Annotated in this window: 13 protein-coding genes; all 13 read right to left on the minus strand. The window is 65.6% G+C overall.

Features of this window, described 5'->3' with window-relative positions; all coding sequences use genetic code 11:
- A partial coding sequence (locus QAT43_RS08510) for a type VI secretion system Vgr family protein (protein ID WP_305042632.1) occupies nt 1–1,458 on the minus strand: 1,458 nt, incomplete at its 3' end.
- 25 nt (nt 1,459–1,483) lie between these two features.
- Nucleotides 1,484–4,210 carry a type VI secretion system ATPase TssH gene (tssH, locus tag QAT43_RS08515; protein WP_305042633.1) on the minus strand — a complete coding sequence of 909 codons (2,727 nt, stop codon included), beginning with the start codon at nt 4,208–4,210 and terminating at the stop codon, nt 1,484–1,486.
- Nucleotides 4,211–4,311: 101 nt separating this feature from the next.
- Nucleotides 4,312–5,280: a type VI secretion system baseplate subunit TssG gene (tssG, locus tag QAT43_RS08520; RefSeq protein WP_305042634.1), complete on the minus strand. Its 969-nt coding sequence runs from the start codon at nt 5,278–5,280 to the stop codon at nt 4,312–4,314.
- Nucleotides 5,244–6,977 (minus strand): type VI secretion system baseplate subunit TssF, encoded by a 1,734-nt coding sequence (tssF, locus tag QAT43_RS08525; protein ID WP_305042635.1) that lies wholly within the window; start codon nt 6,975–6,977, stop codon nt 5,244–5,246. The genes tssG and tssF overlap by 37 nt, the downstream gene beginning before the upstream one ends.
- The gene (gene tssE / locus QAT43_RS08530) at nt 6,970–7,374 is read right to left on the minus strand and encodes a type VI secretion system baseplate subunit TssE (protein ID WP_305042636.1); all 405 of its coding nucleotides are present in this window, start codon (nt 7,372–7,374) and stop codon (nt 6,970–6,972) included. Before tssE ends, tssF begins: the two co-directional genes overlap by 8 nt.
- Nucleotides 7,375–7,443: 69 nt before the next feature.
- On the minus strand, nt 7,444–7,929 hold the full coding sequence (locus tag QAT43_RS08535) for an Hcp family type VI secretion system effector (protein WP_305042637.1): 486 nt from the start codon (nt 7,927–7,929) through the stop codon (nt 7,444–7,446).
- A 204-nt stretch (nt 7,930–8,133) separates the two neighbouring features.
- The gene (gene tssC, locus QAT43_RS08540; protein WP_305042638.1) at nt 8,134–9,669 is read right to left on the minus strand and encodes a type VI secretion system contractile sheath large subunit; all 1,536 of its coding nucleotides are present in this window, start codon (nt 9,667–9,669) and stop codon (nt 8,134–8,136) included.
- Nucleotides 9,670–9,682: 13 nt separating this feature from the next.
- Entirely contained in the window at nt 9,683–10,195 is a 513-nt protein-coding gene (gene tssB, locus QAT43_RS08545) for a type VI secretion system contractile sheath small subunit (protein WP_305042639.1), read from the minus strand.
- 126 nt (nt 10,196–10,321) lie between these two features.
- Complete coding sequence (gene tssA, locus QAT43_RS08550; protein ID WP_305042640.1) at nt 10,322–11,845, minus strand: type VI secretion system protein TssA; 1,524 nt, start codon at nt 11,843–11,845, stop codon at nt 10,322–10,324.
- A complete protein-coding gene (gene tagF / locus QAT43_RS08555) occupies nt 11,842–12,861 on the minus strand; it encodes a type VI secretion system-associated protein TagF (RefSeq protein WP_305042641.1) in 1,020 nt (339 codons plus the stop codon). The genes tssA and tagF overlap by 4 nt, the downstream gene beginning before the upstream one ends.
- A 124-nt stretch (nt 12,862–12,985) precedes the next feature.
- A complete protein-coding gene (gene tssM / locus QAT43_RS08560) occupies nt 12,986–16,561 on the minus strand; it encodes a type VI secretion system membrane subunit TssM (protein ID WP_305042642.1) in 3,576 nt (1,191 codons plus the stop codon).
- On the minus strand, nt 16,558–17,310 hold the full coding sequence (gene icmH, locus QAT43_RS08565) for a type IVB secretion system protein IcmH/DotU (RefSeq protein ID WP_305042643.1): 753 nt from the start codon (nt 17,308–17,310) through the stop codon (nt 16,558–16,560). The genes tssM and icmH overlap by 4 nt, the downstream gene beginning before the upstream one ends.
- A 6-nt stretch (nt 17,311–17,316) precedes the next feature.
- Nucleotides 17,317–17,430 (minus strand): hypothetical protein, encoded by a 114-nt coding sequence (locus QAT43_RS14855; RefSeq protein WP_442900228.1) that lies wholly within the window; start codon nt 17,428–17,430, stop codon nt 17,317–17,319.
- Nucleotides 17,431–17,442 lie beyond the last annotated feature (12 nt).

Raw genomic sequence — 17,442 nt, forward strand, 5'->3', positions numbered from 1 at the left:
CAGTTCGTTGCCGCCCCAGGTGCGCAGAATGTTCTGCGTGCGGTTGGCGCTGGTCACGGGGGTGGGCGTGTCGGGGTTGGGCAGGGCGCCGAGGATCACCGGCCGGTCGAGGTCGCCATTGACGCAGGAAATCACCACCTCGGTGCCGGCGTGCAGCGGGAAATGAAAGCCATAGTCCCGACCGGCATAGGGCTGCACCATGCGCACCGGATGGCTGGCCTCGCCGGTCGCGGCCGCGCCGAGATCGAAATCGGCGCGCAGGCGGTAGCGCCCCTGCTCGTCGAGATGGGCGTAGTCGCCGCCGGTGGTTTCGATGCGCGCGGTCAGCAGGCCGTGCATGCGACGCGGCTCGGGCAACGGCGGGCGATAGGCGACGCCGGCGCGGATTAGCAGCAGCTTGTTGCGGTAGGTCATGCCCTTGGCAGATTCGCCGAAGGCGAAGCCGGAGCGCTGATCGCCCTGGTGCTCGACCTCGATGATCAGGTAGTCGCCGTTGTGCAAGGCATCGGGATGTCCGATGATGGAAAGGATGTTTCCCGGCGCCAGGGCTCGGCAATCCGTTTCGGCAATCAGGGTGCGGCGCTGCCAGTCGAGAAGCTCGCGGCGCAGGCGCGCCAGTTTCTGGCCCTGATCGAGATCGAGGAAGTGTTCGCCGTAGCGGTAGTCACGCCCCATGCCTCCCGAGGAGGCGGCGAAGCTCAGCAGGCGCGCCTCGGGCGTCTGGTCGTTATAGTCCTTGAGTTCGACGCCTTCGCTCAGCAGTTGGGCGCGCGCGCGCAGGGCAAAGACCGTCTCGCGGGCGCGCCGGGTGCCGCTCTGCGCCTCGTAGAGCAGTTCGCCGCAGGCCGCGGCGGGCAAATTGTCGACCTGGTCGTGAAAGACCAGGCGCGCGCCTTCCTCAAGCGGCTCGAAGCGAAAGAAAATACCCGCATGGGCGCAGAGACGCGAGAGAAAATCCCAATCGCTCTCATCGAACTGCACCACGAACTCGCGCTGGGGGTAATCGCCCTTGAGTTCCAGCGCGTAATCCGCCGCGGCGAAGCCGGCGTCCCGCAGAACGTCCTCGACGATCCGGGGCACGCTGGTCTGGAGGAACACCCGGTTGTCGCGTCTGAGCTTGAGCGGATAGAGCGGTGAATGGAGCAGGGCCAGGTACTCATGACCGGCGACCGCGGCGCCGACGTAGGAGAAGGCGGCCACCACCCCGTGGACGGACAGCTCGCGCCCTTGCCAGGAAAGATCCAGGGCGCCCTTGCGCCCCACGGGCAGATCCTGGGACAGGTAAACCTCGGAAATCAGCCCGATCTCGAAGCAATAATCCTGGGAGAGCCCATGATCCCTACCGGAGAAATCCTTGACCGCCAGGGTCCCGTCGGGCACGCCCTGAACCCGGAAGAAAAACTGGCTGGCGCTTGCATTTTGCGACAGGGCGCCGCTCACGGCCGACATCAATGACATGGTAGGTCCTCCCTTTCGGACAAACTCAAATGGTATCCGCCACCGCCAACGGCTCTTCCGCAGCCTCCGCTTCTGCCACCCGGTCGGCGAACACGCAGGTCAATTCCCCCTCGTCGTCCAGTTCCAGGCCGAGAATATCGGGGGGATCGCCGCTCGCGAGAAACCCCAGCAGGCCGCGGGCGATCCCGGGCAGCAGGCGCTGTTCGAGCAGGGCATTGATGAAGCGCGCGCCGGTGGCGGGCTGCCCGCAGCGCGCGCCGAGATAATCCAGCACCTCGGGAGCGCAGCGCAGTTCGATGCCATGGGCGGCATGCAGCCGCTGGGCGATGTCGTCGAGCTTGAGGGCGACGATCCGCTGCAAGGCCTCGGCGGTCAAGGGCCGATAGGGCACCACCTGCATGCGCGCCACCAGAGCCGGCGCGAAGTGACGGGCCAAGGCCGGGCGAAGAGCCTCGACCAGCGCCGCGTGGCCCGGCTGCGACACCGCCACGCCTTCCCCCGCTTCCGCGCCGTCCGCGCCGCACAGGGCGAAGATCTCCTCGGCGCCGAGGTTGGTGGTCATGAGAATCACCGTGTTCTTGAAATCGATCTCGCGCCCCTCGCCGTCGCGCATGAAACCGCGATCGAAGACCTGGTAGAACAGATTCATCACGTCGGGATGGGCTTTTTCCACTTCGTCGAGGAGAATCACCGCATAGGGCCGTCGGCGCACGGCTTCGGTGAGAATGCCGCCCTCGCCGTAGCCGACGTAGCCGGGCGGCGCACCCTTGAGCTGGCTCACGGTGTGCGCTTCCTGATATTCGCTCAGGTTGATGGTCACGAGAAACCGCTCGCCGCCAAACAGCTGCTCGGCGAGCACCCGCGCGGTCTCGGTCTTGCCAACGCCGCTGGGTCCGGCCAGCAGAAACACGCCAAGGGGCGCCTCGGGACGGCGTAGACCGGCCTTGGACCCGCGCAGGGATTGCGCAATGGCGATCAGGGCATCGTCCTGCCCCAGCACCCCTTGCGCCAGGGATTCCTCCAGGCGCAGCAGGGCGCCGAGTTCGTCGCGCAGCATGCGGCCCAGGGGCACCCCGGTCCAGTCGGCGACCACGGCGGCGATGGCCTCTGCGTTGACTTCGGCCTGCAACATGGGGCTGTCGCCCTGAACGTCCCTGAGTTGCCGCAGGCTCTCATCGGCCGCGCGGCGCGAATCCCCGCCCTCTGGGGCAGTCCCAGGGCCACCGACCGCCAGGGCATCGCGCCGGGCGCGCACCTGGCGAATCAACGCGCCCTCGGCCAGCCATTGTTGCTCGTTGGTGCGCAGGCGCGCCTGGGTCGCGGCCAATTCCGCCTCCAAGGTTGCCAGCAGCCGTTCCTGGCGCGGCAGTCCCTGGGCGTCCTCGGCGGCCAGGGACTGCAACCGCCCGTGCAGATAAGCGAGGTGCTCGCGGTCGGCGTCGATTTCCGCGGGCACCGCGGCCTCGGCCATGCACAGGCGCGCCGCGGCGGTGTCGATGAGATCGATGGCCTTGTCGGGCAACTGGCGCCCGCTGATATAGCGCGCCGAAAGGCGCACGGCGGCGGCCACCGCGTCGTCGGTGATGAGGATGCCGTGATGCTTCTGATAGAGTTCGCGCAGGCCGCTGAGCATGGCGATGGCCGCCTCCTCGCCGGGCTCCTCGACCTTGACCAGCTGAAAGCGCCGGGCCAGAGCCGCGTCGCGCTCGAAATACTTTTTATATTCGCTCCAGGTGGTGGCGGCGATGGTGCGCAACTCGCCCCGCGCCAGGGCGGGCTTGAACAGATTGGCGGCATCGCCCAGACCCGCCTCGCCGCCCGCGCCGATGAGGGTGTGGGCCTCGTCGACAAAAAGGATGATCGGTTCGGGTGAGGCCTTGACCTCGTCGATGACGTTTTTCAGGCGCTTCTCGAACTCGCCCTTGACCCCAGCCCCGGCCTGCAGCAGACCCAGATCCAGGGCGAGCAGGCGCGCCTTGCGCAGGCTCTCGGGCACCTGACCGGCGGCGATGCGCAGGGCCAGGCCTTCCACCACCGCCGTTTTGCCCACCCCCGGCTCACCCACCACAATGGGATTGTTCTTGCGGCGGCGGGCGAGGATGTCAAGCATCAGGCGGATTTCGCGACCGCGGCCGAGTACCGGGTCGATGTCGCCGGCCGCCGCGCGGGCGGTCAGATCCAGGGTGAAACGCGCCAGGGCCGAGGAGGCTGCGGCGGCACCGGCCTGGGTCGATGTCCCGGCGAGCGCCGATGGTTCGGGCACGCCGTCCGCCTGCTGGTCCTCGGGGGACCCGGCGCTGATGCGGGCGAAGTCGCGGCGCAGCGTTTCCAGGGACAGGGCGTCGAGCAGGCCGAAGGTGTCGGCGGGCAGCGTCGGCGCCAAACTCACCAGGGCATCGAGGAGCGCCGCCGAACGGATGTGATCGCTGTGATAGTGCAGCGAGGCCGCGAGCCAGGCGCGCTCCAGCAGCTGTTGCAACCCCGCGCCGAACAACGGCCGCCCCGCCGGCCCGGCGGGGCGCCGAGCGAGGGCCGCGAGCAGCGCCTGCCAGAGGGCATCGAGATCCACGCCGAAATGATGCAGGATGCGTTCGAAATCGCCGCCGCCCTGTTCCAACAGCTTGACGGCGAGGTGTTCCACGCCGACCTCGGCGTGGCCGCGGGTGGCGGCAAAGGCCGCCGCGCCCTCCAGGGCCGTGACGCAATGGGCGTTGAGTCGCTCCAGCAGGGAGCGCAGGTGTCGATTGTCCATGCGGTAATTCTTCCTTTCAAACCTCAGGCAACCACGAATGGCACGAAGGGACATGAATCCTTTTACGGGAAACATCTCCGGATTGATGTAGATTCGTGGGTTCAGGGTTGTTGATAGACGCTGCCTGCCAGGTGGATGCGCCGCGTTTTCCCATCCGCCTCTCCCAGGCCGCTCGTCCAGCCGAGATACAGGGGATCGCAGCCCAGATGCCGGGCCGAAGCGCTTCCATCCACCAAAATAATCACGTCAAATTCCAGGGTCGGCTCCAGGTAGGCGTTGACCAGATCCTTGAAATCCCGCGCCCCTTCCCCGCCGGGCAGCAGATCCAGCGCCCGCTCTTCGTCCAGGGGGCCGAGGCTGAGGTTGATCTTGCGTCCCACGTCAAGCACCCTCTCGCCGAGCACCAGGTCGTCGCCCAGGGTCATGCCGGTCCGCCCGAGGGCGCAGACCGCTCCCACCTCCACCCAGCAAGGCACGAATTCCTCGATGCTCACCGCCACCCCCAACTGCTCGCGCAGCATGCCGGCGAGACTTGCTGCTCCCTTGACCCGACGCCCCAAGCCTTCGGCGTAAGCCAATGCCAGATCCCGCCGGGCGTCGCGCGGCGCGCCCGACAAGGCGAGCAGGTAGGACTCCAGGGGGCTGCCGCCCTGATCGTCGACCAGGTGGGCGCGGGCCTTCCTCCAAGCCAGATAGAGCAATTCATAGAGGCGCCCGCCGAACAGATCGAGAAAGGCGCGCAAGCATTGTCCCGCCTCTTCGCCGCGCGCCACGCTTTCCCAGAAATAGGCCGGCAGGGGCGCATCGACGCCGTACAGCCCCAGGAACGTGGCTTCCAGCACCAGGCTGCCGTCCTCGCCGGGATAGGCGCGCCGCAGATCGGCGGCGGGGAAGGACAATTCCGGCGCCGTGCGCAGGCGCACCGCGGCCCGCGGCCGTTCAAGGGATCCGGCGCCCCCCGGAGCGGCGGCCTCGAGCAGGCGCACCGCCTGAAAGAACTCGAAGCGCGCGGCATCCGCCGTCAGGTCGCGGATCAGAGCGGCGAGCTGTCGCCGAACAGCGGTTGCCATCGCAGCTCCCGGGCCGAGGGTTGCAGAACCAGCAGCGTTTCCACAAACAGATTGAGCGAGGCGAAGCGGCTGAAGAACACATGCAGCAGTTCTCCGAACAGATGGACATCCCCGGTGTTGATGAAATGATCCTCGCGCACCCCGACGCGCACTTCCACGCCGCGCAGCAGTCCGCCCCGGCGAATGCGGTTGACGGGGCTCAGGCGCAGTTCGGTGATGCCGGCGATGCGGCGCTGGTTATGGTCGCGGCCGCTCCAGTCATAAAGCCGCAGCAGCTGCCGCAGGGCCTCGGGTGAATCCAGGGATCCGAGGGCCAGGCTCAGGTGCGCAAGCAGGGTCAGGCGAAAATCACGCCGCGCCGGTGGTTTCAGGCGCGCGGTGGGACGCAGCAGATTGGCAAAGCGCAGATAGGAGGGCATTTCGCTGGTCGCCAAGCTCAGGCCCCGCTCCGGCAGATGGCGGTGGGGCAGATCGCCGTTGCAGGCGGTCAGTGCGCAGGACAGGGTTTCCTGGCCAAAATCCTCGATGCCGCCCACCGCGAGATAATGGGCGGGACTCGCCTCGCCCTGCTCGCGCCGCGCCACCTGATAGAAACGCCCCCCTCGCGCCTTGTGACGAAAACCATGCAGGGGCTGGTAGGAACGGCGCGCGCCGCTCGCGCCCTCGATCCCGACCACTTCGTCGAGACTATAGATTTCCACCCCCTCGCTCAGCGCCGCTTCGGCCAGCAGAGGGTATTCGCTGCGCCGGTGGGTAAGGCGAATGGGCTCGGCGGAGGTTTCGAACAGATTGATCGCCGGGGCGCAATGCAGCCGCAGATTTTCGCGGGTCAGGCGCTCCTCGGGCTCGAAGCGCCCATCGAGGGTCAGGCGAATTTCAAAACTCTGACAGCCGCTCGGCCAGTCCACCCCGTCAAGCCGTCCCAATTCCACGAACAGATATTTTTCGCGGAAACAGAAATATTCCTGGAGCAGATGATAGCCGAGAAAGCTGCGCCCCACCCCCGGCACCAGCAAGTCTTCGCCACCCAGGTGACAGGGCTGGATCGTCTCCTGACCGCCGAGGCCTTGCGCGGAGAGATCGGGCAGGTCGGGAAAACGGATTTCGGCGCGCCGCGTCGCCGCGACCAGCAGATGGTAGAGCTTGAGGGCCAGCGCGGCATCGGCATGGATGTGCAATTTCACCGCCTTGAGGTGCAGGGCCGCCGCGTCCAGGCCGGCATCGAGCTGAAAGCGCAGCCGCAGCAAGGTGGCGCCGGCGGCGGTTTCCTCGGTCTGCACGCTTTTGAGGTGCAGCGGCTGAAGGAGCAGGTCGCTGGTGGTGCGAAATCGACTGATGACGCGCTCGGACCCCAGGGGCGGACTCATCAGCAGGGCGCCGCGCGCCAGGAGCTGGGCTTGCTGCAGCTGCCCCGGACGCGGCGAAAATTGCACGATGGTGGCCGCCGGAAAGGGGCGCAGGAAATGGGGCCAGAGCTGATTGAGCAGGGCTTCGCAGAGCTCGGGGACATCGTCGTCGAGGCGCCGGCGCACATGCGCGCTCAGATAGGCCATGCCCTCCAGCAGGCGCTCCACGTAGGGATCGCGGTCGCGCAGCTCATCAATATTGAGCATGGCCGCCTGCTCGGGATAAAGGCGGGCGAACTCGCGCGCCGATTCACGCAGCAGGCGCATCTCCGCCTCGTAATAGTCACGCATGGCGCCCTCCCGTGCCACGCCCCTGGACCTGGGCGATGCCGGCGCTCTCGAAGACCGTCTGGAAGCGCACCTCGCCCAGGGAAGCCAGGCGCGCGGCGATCTCCAGATGAATGCGCCGATCCTCGCCCACCGCGCCCAACTGGCGCACCCGCACCGCGCTCAGACGCGGCTCGAAGGTTTCGATCAACTGCCGCACCTGCTGGGCCAGATCGGCCACCGAGTAGGGCAGATTCTCGTAAATGGCGCCGATATCGGGCAGACCGTAATCGGGCAGATGCACCAGCGAGCCGCGCCGGGCATTGAACAGGCGCAGCAGGTGGTCCCGCACGCTGCCCGCCAGGTCGTTGCGGGATCCGGCGGCGGACGCGGTGAGAATGTCGAAGAGAGCCGGGGGCATAATCAATTCTTGTTCTTCGGCAAAAAGGTGCCGAGGCGCCCGCAGGCGCCCCGGCGATGACAGCAAGAGTTAACGGCCCTCGGTCCAGGAATCGCTGAACTCGATGTTGCCGTCGACGTAGGTCCAGGTGATCTTGGAGTAGCGCACCGAAACCTCTTCGAGGTGGGGATAGCGCTCTTTGTCCAGGTCCTTGACATTGTGCATGGTGGGCTTGATGGAGGTGATCTTCACCCCTTCGAGCTTGTGACGGAAGTACTCTTTTTCGGTGCCGGTATCGTCGATGCGATACCAGCGCAGCAGCAATTCGTTCAGGGTCTGGCCGTTGCTGCAAGCCTTGTACATATAAGGCGAGGAGCTGTCGAAGGCCTTGAGGAACTTGAACGGCTCGTGCTTGCGGGTGCCGGTAAGGGCGCCCGTGTCGTTGTCGGTGGGGATGCGCAGTTCATGATCGAAACCGAGCACCTCGACGCTTTGCTCACGACCCTGCACGGTAATCGGTCCTTCGATCCGCATGCCCTGGTCATCCTTGATCCACATGTAAGCCGGAATTGCCATGTTCTGTTCTTCCTCCTTGGGTTGATGTCCCGAAGACCATCTCCGGGAATTGAAAAGCATCGCAGGTCAACTATTCCGCAGGTCCCCGCGGGGGCTTGCGACACCTCGGTCAAAGGTGTCCGGCGCCTGGAGGGCGCCGGTCAAGCCCCAAGGATGGGTTCATGCGGCCTTTGAAAGAGGTGTCGCAAGCACCCGCGCCGTATCCTACTTCTCCCCTCGCGGCATCTGCGCGACGAGATTCAGGCGCACGTCCACCCCCTCGATCTGGAAATGGGGGACGATGTACAGGCTCACGCTGAAAAATCCGGGGTTCTCGGGAATCTCCGCGACCTCGACGCGCCCGTCCTTGAGGGGATGGGTGGCGAGCAGATCGGGTTCGGGATCCTTCATCTTGGTCACCAGGGTCTGTAGCCAGGCGTTGAGTTCGTTTTCCAGGGTCTGGCGGCTCTTGGTGGTGCCGATGTTCTCGCGCTGCAGCACCTTGAGATAGTGGGCGATGCGCGACACCAGAAAGATATAGGGCAGCCGCGCGTTGATGCGCGCGTTGGCGGTGGCGTCGGCGCTGTGGTACTCGGCGGGCTTCTGCACCGAGTCCGCCGAGAAGAAGCAGGCGTAATCGCTGTTCTTGTAATAGCTCAGGGGAATGAAGCCAAGCTTCGCGAATTCGAGTTCGCGGGTCTCCGGGATCAGGATTTCCGTGGGAATCTTGCTCTGTAGGCCCTTGCCGGCATCGTAATTGTGGATGGCCAGGTTCTCCACCTTGCCGCCGGATTCGGGGCCGCGGATGTTCACCGCCCAGCCGTTGTCGGCAAAGGAGCGCGCGACGTTGGCGGCAAAGGCGAAGGCGGCGTTGCCCCACAGATAGTTGCCGTGATGCTCGGCGCGCACCTCCTCCTCATAGTTGAAGGTCCGCACCGGATTGCTCTCGGCGCCATAGGGCAGGCGCAGCAGAAAGCGCGGCAGCACCAGGCCCACGTAGCGCGCATCCTCGGACTCGCGGAAGGACTGCCAACGGATATACTCGGCGCGCTCCATGTAGGTGGCCAGATCGTGGATTTTCGGCAATTCGTCGATGCTTTCCTTGCCGAAGAAGCGCGCGCCCACCGAGCTGATGAACGGGCAATGGGCGCTCGCCGCCACGCGCGACACATCGGTGAGCAGGGCCAGATCCTGGGGTGTGTTCTCAAACTCGTAATTGGCGACGATCGCCGAAATGGGCTGGCCGCCGGGGGTGTCGTACTCACTGACGTAGACGTGGCGATACAGGCCGGTCTGCACCGTCTCGGGCGCCTCGTCGAAATCGTCGCGCAGATCATCCTTGCGACAATCGAGGAGTTCGAGCTTGATGTTGGCGCGGAAATCACAGCGCTCGACCAGATGCTGCAAGCCGCGCCAGGCGGCCTCGACGCGCTGAAACTCGGGGTGATGGAGCACCGTGTCGAGCTGGCGGCTGATGGCTTCGTCGATCCGTGCGATGTAGGAATCGAGCAGCGTCTTGTCGATGCGCTCGACACGGGTGCGGCCGCGCGCGGCAAGGTCGAGAAACACCTGAATGGCGGCGGTCAGACGCTTGTTGAGGGAAATATCCGCCAGCTTGCCGGCGTCGGCGAAGGTATCCAGCGCCACCGCCTCATCGAGGGGTGCGATGTCCACCAGATTACACAGCCGCTCGTAAGCTCCGAGAACCGGCGCCTCCTCGGCAACCATCCGTCTTGCCTGAACACTTTCCTGAATCGCCATGATCCCTCTCCTTTTACTCGCCGCCCGCGACGGGCACCGGGCCGAGAATTTGTTCCAACTGTCCCTTGAGTTCAGCCAACTCCGGCTGATCCTTGACGATCTTCTCCAGTTCCTTACGAAACCCGGCATTGTCGAGCAGATTGGCCTTGAGATCCTTGAGCAGATTGCGCATGGCCAGCATGCTGTGCATTTCGGGAATCTGATTGGCCACCCGGTCCGGGTGAAACGCCTTCATGGCGTCGAATTTGAGGTTGACGGCGATTTCGCTGCCGTCGCGCGCCAGTTCGTTGGGCACCTCGAAGCGCGCCTCGGGGGACAGGTCGCGCAGCACCGCCTCGAAGTTGCCCTTGTTGAGGTTGGTGCGCTCGCGCTCGGCCACCCGTCCCTTGCTCTTGCCGTTGCTGAAATCGCCCACCACCAGCATCTTGAGGGGCAGTTCCACCTTCTTGCGGTTGCCGCCCGTTTCGACGTCGAGGGCGATGTTGACGCGCGCCTTGGGAATTTCCTTCTGAAAACTGTCGGCCATGCTGCTCTCCTTTGTTGAATACTGAACGTGCGAGAAAACCAAAAAACCAATGGGCCGCGGATCAAATCCGATCAAACCGGATCAAGGCGGATAACCCTCGTTGTCGGGGCGCCCCGACGAATCAAATCACAACCATTGCAGCGCGGCGGCCGGGTCGGCGCGGCAGATGCAGGCATGCAGCCGGCGGGCGCGGCTGTCCAGGGCGGCTTTTTCTTCCGCCGACACCTTGCGCGCGCAGTCGCGCAGAACCTCCACGGCCAGCCGCCAGATGTCCAGGGCCAGGGGCTGATCCCAGAGAACCAGACGGCAGGATTCCGCCTGTTCCTCAAGAGCATCCACCAGGGGCAGAGCCACATCGGCGCGCCCGCCTTGCCGGCACAGGGCGGCGCGAGCCAGGGCCAGACGCAGGCGTCGCCCCTCGTTGTCGGCCGCAAATTGATCCAGCAGGCCCAAGGCCTCGCCGAGTTTTTTCCGGGCGGCGAGGTCGCGGGCGGCGTTGAGGGTCTCGGCCAAACGCGCGTCCCAATCGTCCCTCGGCACGGTTTCACGCGGGGAGGGTTTGGCACCCTGCAATTCCGCGAGCCAGGCGCGCGTCGTCGCATCGGCGAAGGGCCGTCCGTCCTCGAAGCTCAGGGTCGCCAGTTCGGGCAGCCGTTGGAGCAGCAGGGCGGTCTGCCCGTCGATGCATTGCTCCAGGTCGCCACGCCCCCAGGCCTTGGCCGCCTGCCGGGCGAGGTACTGCAGATCCAGCCAGAATTGGCCGCCCGGTTCCAGCAACAGGGCCTCGCACATGTCCAACAATCGGGGCGGATCCAGGGCCAGTCGCTGTTGATCGAGGGCCGCGACGGCCGAGGCGCGCGGCGCCGGCACCCGGGTGCGGCCCTGCTCGTGGGGCGGCAGGGCCACCCCCCCCCAGCGCAGGGCGCGGGTCATCGCCAGGGACTGAGGCCAATGGCCCTGCTCGCGAAAATACAAGGCTAGGGCGCGGGTCAGTTCCAGGGCCTGACGCTCCGAGCCGATGTGTGGCAGCCCCTGCGGCGCGGCCTGCGCTTCCGGCGCCGCATTCTCGCCAAGTGCGCCGGCGGTACCCTCCCGCGGCGAGGCAACCGCCCGGTGACCAGACGGCTTGACCCTGAGCCAGGCATCCAGGGACCGCCATTGGGGGGCCTCGTCTCCCAGGCGCGCGCGCAACCGGCTGTTGATGGCGTCGACGCAACGCCGCAGGCGCGCCAGTTCCTCGGGGGCCGCCGCGTTGGCCGCCGCGCGGGCAAGGGCCTCAAGACGGGGGCCGTTGAGCAGGTCGAGGGCACCAAGGCGGGCGCTGTCCTTGCGCGGATGGATTTCATCCCAGCAGCTCTCCAGCAACAAGAGATAGGCCTCGGCGGCGTCCAGCAGTCCCGCAAGGCCGTCGCGTCCCAGGGCCGCCATGAGCAAATAGCCCGCCGCGCGCAGATCCTTGGCCTGGTTCACGAGAATGGTCCGACAGAGCCGATGGACCAGGGCGTAGTCGTTGTCCTTGAGCTTGTCGATTTCCCGCTTGGCCAGGAGGAATTCATCGCCGTGGCGCGGATCCTCTCCGCCGCCGGGCAAGGGGGCGCGCACCGCCTCGCGCAGGGACAGATCCTCCAGGGCCGAAGCCGCGATACTCATGACAGCACCTCGCGGCGGCCGGCGCGATAAAGCAGATCGAGCATGGACACCTCGTCATCGCGCAGCATGCGCGCCAATTCCTCCGGGCAGCGCACATCCGAGCGCTGGTGCATGGCCAGGCGCAGATCAAAAAGGCCCGCCTCGTCGCAGCGACTCGGCAACAGACAGAGAAACTGCGAGGGCGCCAAGGGGCGAAAGAAAAGCGTCAGGCAGGCCGGAAAGCCGGCATCACCGCCCTGCCAGAAATAATGGGCCCGCCAGTGAGGCTCCTCGAGGAGCGCCTCCACCAGTTGCACCCAGAACATCACCGTCGGCAGCAGAGGCTTTCCGGCGGGCAAGGGCAGCCGCAGCCCCCAGGAGGTGCGCTGGGTTCCCCGGCGTGCGACGCTGCGCAGGGCGCTGAACAAGGCCTCGAACATTTCCTGGCGCCGGGGAATTATGCCGGGAAAGGTTCCGGCCCAGAAGCGCCCCTGGGAATAATCACCGAGCAGGCGGATTTGCCGGTCGAGCACCTGGCGCCGATCAAGGCTGGTGTCACGAGAAGCCAGGGCATCGACACGTTCCAGAAGCAAACCCAGGGGTTCCTGATTCCAGGGAGCGGCGAGAAGGGCGGAGCTTTGCTGGAAAAAACCGTCGAAGGCCAGGGGCACCGCGGCCTGCATGTGGCGAAACAGCGGTTCGTCGGCCAGGCGAAACACCAGAAAGGGGTAAGCCCGCCCGCCTCGGTCGCGCCCGGCGCACAGGGTCGCGACCAGGGTACGATCCTGCTCGCCGCCGTTCATCACCAGATGATGACGGGGATAGGTCGCCAGGCTCGCGAGCCCCTCGGCTTGGATTTTGCGGGACAAGCCCCCCACACCCTCGCGCACCCAGCTGTCAAGCTCCACCACTTCCCGCTCTCGAACCCCATGGCGGATGAAATCGGCATGGACGGGCATCTTGCCGAAGCACCCGATCTGATCACGGCTGGGCGAGACGGAAGAGTTTTTAGCGGCGCGGGTAAACAATCCAAACATGACCAACCATGGAAAATGAGAAAATTCAAGGGACGCGGATTTTCAGGATAAACGCGGATTTTAATGCACCATCCGCCTTGATCCGGCCTTTTCCGCGTTCATCTGCGTCCCAGGGTTTGAGTCCTTAAAACAGGTTCTCCGGCAACTTCAGGCGCGTGAACAGGCCGCGCTCGAAGACATTGTTCTCGCGGTCGGCGCGCAAGCGAAACTGCACGGTGAGGGGCGTGTCCTCGTTGCCGCCAAGCTCCCAGGCACTCACGTACTGGGTGCCGCTTTCGGCGGTAAGCTCGGCGCGCTTCAGCAGATGAAACAGGCCCCAGACCCCGTCGAATCCCAACTCCTCACGGTTGTTGCTCAGACCGTTGATGCCGTGGATCTTCGCGCCCAGGCGCTCCAGGTCGCCGGGCCAGCGAAACTGCCGCCATTCCTGAGGTTCATTGCGGTAGCGGTAATGCTGGCCGTTGCTTTCCAGGTACATTTCGCTCAACCCGCGGCTGGGCAGGGGATAGAGGTAAAACTGCACCTCGGGTTCGGCGCTGCCGCGGCGAAACAATCCGGCGCTGATCAACCGCGCCTGTTCGAGGGCCGCAAGCAGATCCTCGTGAAAACCGGGACCCTGATCCAGCCAGGTCTTCTGTTTCCAACCGCTGCCCTCGGCGCTGAGAAACGGCGCCAGATCCTTGCCCACGAAACTCCACAACAGACCGTCCTCGGGGCGGAAAAAATCGACGACATCCACCAGGGCGGCATCCCTGCCGGTTTCGGCGAAGGGAAAGCGTCCCTGGATCTTCTGGCCGTAGGCGGCGAGCACCTGGTTTTTCCAGGTGTCCTGCAGATCCTTGCGGGTTTCGGCGAGAATCAGCTGCCAGGCCTGCCGCAGAGGGGCCATGAGCATTTGGCCGGCCAGTCGGCGCGTGCGGCCGTCGACGCCGCCCAGCAAGCTGTTGGTGGACACCCAGGCCTTGTAGAGTTCCGAACCGGCGCCGCCGTTGAGCAGGACCGCCGCGTACCGCCCGGACTCCCGCGCGACATCGCCCGCGGCATTGAGCCCCTCGATTTCCGCCTGCAACGCGGAAACGCTCAGCAGGTACTGGTTGAGCAGCAGACTGACGCTCATGGATTCGGCCGGATCGCAGAGCTTGCGCAACTCCCGAAAGGCGCCCTCCAGTTCGGGGACCAGGGATCGCGACGCCCCCGGGAGTTCGGCGTCCGCCAGCCTCAGGGCGGCAAGCGGAGCGTCCTCCTCGAGATTGATGTTGGCTGACACCACGCGCATCAGCTCGGCCAGGGGGCCGTCGCTGCGTCCCAGGATCTGGAATTTGCGCGCCGCGTCGCCCAGGGAGGTAAAGGATGCGACCCGCACGGATTCCAGCAGCCGATACCAGGCCTCGGCATAATCGGCGAAATAGAGCGCGCGGACTTCCCGCTCCAGGCGCTCCGCCAGAACCGTATCGACGGCATCCGCCGAAGCGGCCTCGTCGGCGTCGAGCACCCAGTCGCCACGACAGGCCGCCGGCACCGCCCGCTTGATCTCGGGCCGCACCTGTTCCTGCCAACCCCGGGCGGTAAACGGACCGGGCAGGGCTTGGCGACTGCTCAAGGTGCCGAAATCGTAGCCCCGCAGCAGATCCTCCAGGGAACGGTCCTTGAGCTCGGCGCGCGCCTTGTCGAGAACCTGTGCGTAGAGCCGCGCGGCGTTGGGGGCCGAGCGCAACTGGTCGCGCGCCTGAGCGACCAGTTCCGTGCGCGGCAACCAGGGCGCCGCGCCCGCCTGGCCCGGTTGCGCGACGAGGTGCTCAAGATAAAAGGCAATGAGTTCCTCCAGAACCGGCGCCTCGATGCGCTCAAAATCGCCGGAGAGATCGTCGCGGTTCAGGGCGGCGTGCCAGAAATCGCGCAGGCGCGGCACGGCGAAGGCGGCATCCAAGCGGTTCGGGGCGCCGAGCATGAGATAGAGACGCAGATCCTGGTAGAAAGCCTCCCGCTGGACCTCGCGCCCCCCCGCGTCGCCGACCTGCCACTGGCGCGTCTGATTTTCCAGGCGCAGTTCCAGGGCGCGCGCCACCGGCTGGAAAAAGCTCAGGTCCAGGGCGCTGAGCAGCAGGTCGCGGCTGGGTTCCAACTGCTCGCCGCCCCGATCGACGCCGAGCAGCCCATGCCAGGGCTGACGACGCTGACCTTCGGCAAGATCGCGGTAGTGGGCATGGAGTTCTCCCAGCGCGGCATGGAGGCGTGCCGGGTCGGGCTCGCCGAGACTCAGGGCGGCGCGCGCCTCCTCGGTAACACCCCGGCCCTTGTGCAGAACCAGGCTGTTGCTGGTCAACGCGGTGCTCAGCAGCATGAAGGTGCCGGTGATGACCGCAAGGGACGCCGCGACCCAGCCCGACTTGAGCCAGCGCGTCAGCACCTCGCGGCGCCGGCTTTTGAAGCCGGCCTGGGCATTGGGGAAAATGACGTCCTGAAACACTTTCTTGATGAAGAAGCTGCGGGTCGCCTCGCGGGGCGGTGCCGGCGCCTCGACATAGCCGAAGGCCTGGCGCAGGTTGCCGAGGATGCGCTGCAGGGGCGTGCCCTCCTGGGTGGCACTGGTCAGATAGACCCCGCAGAAGCGCGGCGTTTCCTGATAGGGATTGGGCCTGAACAGCAACCGCGCGAACTCCATCAGGCGCAGGGCGGCCGTCTGGAATTCGGCGGGAAATTCGTGGATCTGCCCCTTGGCGGCAAAGCGGCGCTGCATGGAGAGCTTGCGCAGGCGCATGGCGCAGAGGCGCTGGTGAAGATCCCCCAGTCTTGCTTCCAGGGTGGCCGCCAAATTCTCAGATTCCGCGCTCTCGGCCAGCCAGGCGCCCCAGACCTGATTGCGGTCATGCTCGCCGAGATCCTCGAAAAAGGCGCTGAACCCGTGCAGCAGATCGCACTTGGTGAGAATCAGGTAAACCGGCACCAGACAGCCCAGGTCGGTGATCAGCTCATCGATGCGGTCGCGAATGATCTTGACGTGCTGGGCGAGGCCGCTCTGGTCGACGGTCAACAGCTCTTCCAGGCTGATGGCGACCAGCACGCCGTTGATGGGCAGGCGCCGCCGGTGCTTGCGCAGCAGGGCCAAAAACGCCTTCCATTCCCCATGGTCGGTGGGTTCGGTGGTGTAACGGCCGGCGGTATCGAGGAGCACCGCTTCGTTGGAAAACCACCAATCGCAATTGCGCGTGCCGCCGAAACCGCGAATATCCATGCCGCCCTGGTCGGCATAGGGAAAGTGCAGCCCTGAGTTGCGCAGCAGGGTGGTTTTTCCCGCCGCCGAGGGGCCGATGAGCATGAACCAGGGCAAGGCGTAGAGCGCCGCGCTGCCGCGATAGGCGACGCCGAGTTCCGAGGACTTGAGGGTCGCGATGGCTTCGTCCATCTTCTTGCGCAGTTCATCGATTTCGAGACTCTGATCCTTGTCGCCGCCGACCTGTCGGCCGCGCAGTTCGCCATGAAAACGGCCGGCACGGCGCCGCACCAGCAGACGCTGCACGACAAAGGCGAGAATCACCAACACCAGCAGGCCGACGATGAGCCCCAGGCGCAGGGTCTCACTGCCCAGTCCGATGTAGGGACCGACCCACCAGATCAGCGAAACCAGCAGCACCAGACCGATCAGGCGGCTGCCCGTGCGTCCCAGCAGATAGGCCTGCAACAGCAGCAGGATAGTCCTCATGGCGCCTCCTCCCCGCGCACCGTCGCGGACGGTCGCCCCTTGGCGGCCAGTTGCCCCACCACTTGGGCATCGCCGCGCATCTCCCGCAGGGTGCTGTTCGCCAGATTGCCGATGGTCCGGGCATAGCCGAGATAACCGAAGCAGACGAAGGCCAGGGTCATCACGCCGATCACCCAATAAGGCACCTCGCGCCGCACCTTGGTGAACAGCCCTTCGCGCGGCACCCCCTGGGGCGCGAGACGCGGATCGACCACGCCGCGATAGCCCTCGATCTGGCTGCGCAAATCGACCTGCAGAGCCATCAGCTGTTCCAGGCCGCGCACCTTGTAAATGCCCTCGAAACCCAGCTGCAGGCACACATAATAGAGTTCGATGAGGTCGAGGTTGGCTTCGCCGCCCTGGCGCAGCTGGGCCAGGCGTTCGAAAAAGCCCTCGCCGGCCAGGTGCTCGCCGAACATCTCCAGTTGCAGGGGATGACTCATCCACGCCAGGCGACCCGCCCAGGAACTGGAGAGCACCGCTTCGTCGACGAAAGCGGCCAGGGCGTACTTGGCATCCTTGAGGATCACCATGCCGATCTGGCGCTCGAAGGCCATGCGCTCCAACTCGTCGAAGCCTTTCAAGATCTGCTCGCGAAAATCCTCTCCCGGCAATCTTGAGGAATCTCCGCCCCGCAGCTGCGCGGTCAGGCGAAAAAGCGTCTGGCTGCATTCCAGCAGCACATTGATCCGATCCGTTGGTCCGTCCATGAATTGCTACTCCCGTATCCGCACCAAAGCCAGGCGGGTCTGGGCAAACTGGCGCGGCACGAACACCGCCGCCGACCCCTCCGCCATCAGCTTGGTCCAGTAATCGCCCCGCGCTTCCAACCGAAAATATTC

The sequence above is a fragment of the Geoalkalibacter sp. genome (assembly GCF_030604225.1).
Taxonomy (GTDB): domain Bacteria; phylum Desulfobacterota; class Desulfuromonadia; order Desulfuromonadales; family Geoalkalibacteraceae; genus Geoalkalibacter.